Below are 4,193 nucleotides of genomic sequence, written 5' to 3'. Positions count from 1 at the left end.
ACGGCTACAATAATCACATCCTGCTGAAATTGCTTTCCTTTAAAATGATTCATCGTCATTCCTCCTGCTATCTTTTTCTATTATTCTACCTTATTTGATAGTAGATTTAAAACTTTGCAACAGAACCATTTGATTCATACAGATGATGACGAAAAAGCCGATGAAGATGGATTTTCTATTATTGCAATGTGGAATTGGGAACGGAAAAATTATTTTATTAAAGAGTAGTTCAACAAACGGGCCATATTGTTGTATAAGTGATGAAATACTGACTTTAAAACTTAGTTTATATGTGGTAAAATGTTTTAATCAAGTTTAGGAGGAATTAATTATGAAGTGTAATTAATGTAACAGGGTTCAATTAAAAGAGGGAAGCGTATCATTAACCCTATAAACTACGTCTGCCCTCATTATTGGAGGGATGAAATGTGAATACATCCTATTCACAATCGAATTTACGACACAACCAAATTTTAATTTGGCTTTGCATTTTATCTTTTTTTAGCGTATTAAATGAAGCGGTTTTGAACGTCTCATTACCTGATATTGCAAATGATTTTAATAAACCACCTGCGAGTACAAACTGGGTGAACACAGCCTTTATGTTAACCTTTTCCATTGGAACAGCTGTATATGGAAAGCTATCTGATCAATTAGGCATCAAAAGGTTACTCCTATTTGGAATTATAATAAATTGTTTCGGGTCGGTAATTGGGTTTGTTGGCCATTCTTTCTTTTCCTTACTTATTATGGCTCGTTTTATTCAAGGGGCTGGTGCAGCTGCATTTCCAGCACTCGTAATGGTTGTAGTTGCGCGCTATATTCCAAAGGAAAATAGGGGTAAAGCATTTGGTCTTATTGGATCGATAGTAGCCATGGGAGAAGGAGTCGGTCCAGCGATTGGTGGAATGATAGCCCATTATATTCATTGGTCCTATCTTCTACTCATTCCTATGATAACAATTATCACTGTTCCGTTTCTTATGAAATTATTAAAGAAAGAAGTAAGGATAAAAGGTCATTTTGATATCAAAGGAATTATACTAATGTCTGTAGGCATTGTATTTTTTATGTTGTTTACAACATCATATAGCATTTCTTTTCTTATCGTTAGCGTGCTGTCATTCCTGATATTTGTAAAACATATCAGGAAAGTAACAGATCCTTTTGTTGATCCCGGATTAGGGAAAAATATACCTTTTATGATTGGAGTTCTTTGTGGGGGAATTATATTTGGAACAGTAGCAGGGTTTGTCTCTATGGTTCCTTATATGATGAAAGATGTTTACCAGCTAAGTACTGCCGAAATCGGAAGTGTAATTATTTTCCCTGGAACAATGAGTGTCATTATTTTCGGCTACATTGGTGGGATACTTGTTGATAGAAGAGGTCCTTTATACGTGTTAAACATCGGAGTTACATTTCTTTCTGTTAGCTTTTTAACTGCTTCCTTTCTTTTAGAAACAACATCATGGTTCATGACAATTATAATCGTATTTGTTTTAGGTGGGCTTTCGTTCACCAAAACAGTTATATCAACAATTGTTTCAAGTAGCTTGAAACAGCAGGAAGCTGGTGCTGGAATGAGTTTGCTTAACTTTACCAGCTTTTTATCAGAGGGAACAGGTATTGCAATTGTAGGTGGTTTATTATCCATACCCTTACTTGATCAAAGGTTGTTACCTATGGAAGTTGATCAGTCAACTTATCTGTATAGTAATTTGTTATTACTTTTTTCAGGAATCATTGTCATTAGTTGGCTGGTTACCTTGAATGTATATAAACATTCTCAAAGGGATTTCTAAATCGTTAAGGGATCAACTTTGGGAGAGAGTCGTAGTACCCCCCAGAAGTTGGTCGATTTTTTTCAAAATCTCCCCCAGAGTTTTTTTGTTTTCAACCTTTTTTTAACAAAAAACATCTAAAAACACTGTTATATCAGCATTTATTTAGTTATTATAAAAATGTAGTTGTTTCTATATAGTATCAAGACAAGAAGAAACTCGTTTTCAACTCGTTTCAAATTCCCAAGTTAGGAGGGATAAAATGAAAAATAATAATGTAACAGAAAAAGATTTATTTTATATTTTAGATTTATTTGAACACATGAAAGTAACTTATTGGTTAGATGGTGGCTGGGGGGTAGATGTATTAACTGGAAAACAACAAAGAGAACACAGAGATATAGATATAGATTTTGACGCTCAACACACTCAAAAAGTTATACAAAAATTAGAAGATATCGGATACAAAATAGAAGTTGATTGGATGCCTTCACGTATGGAACTTAAGCATGAAGAATATGGGTATTTAGATATTCATCCTATAAATCTAAATGATGATGGATCAATTACCCAAGCAAACCCAGAAGGTGGTAATTATGTTTTCCAAAATGACTGGTTTTCAGAAACTAATTACAAAGGTCGAAAAATACCATGTATTTCAAAAGAAGCTCAACTTCTTTTTCATTCTGGTTATGATTTAACAGAAAAAGACCATTTTGATATAAAAAATTTAAAATCAATAACATAATTGCTTTATTCCAATTGCTTTATTGACGTTGAGCCTCGGAACCCTTTTAAAAACCGTGGGCTTCCGCCCACACCTGACAAACGCAATGCGTTTGATCATGCCTCTGAAAAGTGAGTAAACAGTCATACCTGTTGGCTTTTCTGTCGGTTTACAAAAGCTAAATGACAACAAAAAAGCTGCAAGGGTAAATGCACTCACTACGTTCGCCCTTGCTGCTTTTTCTATTGCCATTTTTAACGCTTATGCCGACGAAAAGACCAAACAGGTATAAATATACTCGAATTGATTTAAAACGCCTTAAAACGCAAATATGAGCTTCTAACGACTTAATTCATCTCTATCTCGTGTTCGAGTTTCATTTCTATGAATTTTTTCAAACTCTCCACCTTTTACAAACTCTTTAATTTCGCTCACAAGGTTATTCATGAGCTTTTTAGCTTGTCCAACAGTTGCACCAAGGGTATTTTCCATAAACTGATTAAAACCTCTGTAAATGCCCTTAATTTCGTTTTTAAGCGATTTATTCTCTTTCTCCAACGAATCAATTTTCTCTAAATTATTATTAAATCTATCCGCTAAATCATTGTATTCACGCACTACTTCTTTGTATTTTTCTTTTACATAGTTAATCCGTTTAGGTAAATCAGTTTCCGCATATTTCTTTAGTTTCTCATTCGATTTATATAAATCTTCATAGCCTTGTATTAAGGCATTTAATTTATCTTCAGGGATAATCACATTTCCTGTTTTTCGTTCTTCATTTTTCGTAAATTCATGACGTAACTTACCAATTCCAATCGTTTCGCCACTTGGTACTTTGACCGTTTTCGTTTCGTCTTTTAAATCTAAACTTTCTTTGTTGATTGTTGGTGTTTTATCGTTAGATAACGCTAAAACTTCTGACTTTCGCTGTTCCAGCGTGGTAGTCATCTCTTTTAATTCGTCCTTTGCCTTTTTATATTCAGGCACCGTTAAATTTTTACGCTCTGACCCTTTTTCGCCACGTTCAAGCTCAAAACCACGCTCATTTAAATACTTTGGCAATTCGTCTTGTACCGCCTGTAAAGCTTGACGATTAAAAAGAGTCTTTGCTGATAACCGCTTTTCCGCATTGAAAGGCACAATACCTAAGTGCATATGCGGTGTTGTTTCGTCTAGGTGAACTTGAGCGTAGCGGATATTATTATCGCCAAATTTGTCCGCAAAATATGATTTCGCAGTATCAAAAAAATCTTTAATTTCTTTATCGTCTTTATCTTTAAAAAATTGGTTGTCAGAAGTTATGATCCATTCGTTTATTAATACAGCATCTTTTCTGACAGCACGACTACTCGATTTGTTGTCGTTAATAAATTGCTGGGTTCTGTTGCAAAGTTTTAAATAAAGAATAAAATCCCTTACGGTATCTATGATTTAAGCTGGGATTCCCAATAATACCTTGATTTCAGTACAGACCGAAAACCCGAAGAGAGTGCCTTCTTTTCGGGTTTTCTTATATAATCCTCGGATGGCTTCCATACCTTTAATCGTGGTAGAGGCAGTGCGTAAACTTCGATAGAATTTATTGCGTCTCTTTACTGGACGATGGTCTTGTTCAATCAAATTATTCAGGTATTTAATGGTACGATGTTCTGTCCCTTGATAAAAGCCGTATTCTTTTA

At 34.4% G+C, this 4,193-nt stretch carries 4 protein-coding genes and 1 pseudogene; 3 read left to right on the top strand and 2 right to left on the bottom strand.

The features are described 5' to 3' along the window. Positions 1–331: 331 nt before the first annotated feature. The 3 genes and pseudogenes from ACVRZD_RS10420 (at position 332) to lnu(A) (ending at position 2,532) form a co-directional block, all read left to right on the top strand. A pseudogene (locus tag ACVRZD_RS10420) lies at positions 332–394 on the top strand (tetracycline resistance efflux system leader peptide). Between the two features lie 34 nt (positions 395–428). Next, entirely contained in the window at positions 429–1,805 is a 1,377-nt protein-coding gene (gene tet(L) / locus ACVRZD_RS10415; RefSeq protein WP_037627686.1) for a tetracycline efflux MFS transporter Tet(L), read from the top strand. A 241-nt stretch (positions 1,806–2,046) separates the two neighbouring features. Continuing rightward, positions 2,047–2,532 (top strand): lincosamide nucleotidyltransferase Lnu(A), encoded by a 486-nt coding sequence (gene lnu(A), locus ACVRZD_RS10410; protein ID WP_001829870.1) that lies wholly within the window; start codon positions 2,047–2,049, stop codon positions 2,530–2,532. Between the two features lie 318 nt (positions 2,533–2,850). Here the strand turns inward: lnu(A) and mobV are convergent, their stop codons facing one another. Both mobV and ACVRZD_RS10400 read right to left on the bottom strand, forming a co-directional pair. Then, positions 2,851–3,921 (bottom strand): MobV family relaxase, encoded by a 1,071-nt coding sequence (mobV, locus tag ACVRZD_RS10405; RefSeq protein WP_447450492.1) that lies wholly within the window; start codon positions 3,919–3,921, stop codon positions 2,851–2,853. A 24-nt stretch (positions 3,922–3,945) separates the two neighbouring features. Continuing rightward, the coding region (locus tag ACVRZD_RS10400; protein ID WP_046668754.1) for a DDE-type integrase/transposase/recombinase at positions 3,946–4,193 on the bottom strand (248 nt) is incomplete at its 5' end.

Source organism: Streptococcus hongkongensis (genome assembly GCF_053206145.1).
This window is presented reverse-complemented; position numbering and strand designations above follow the sequence as displayed.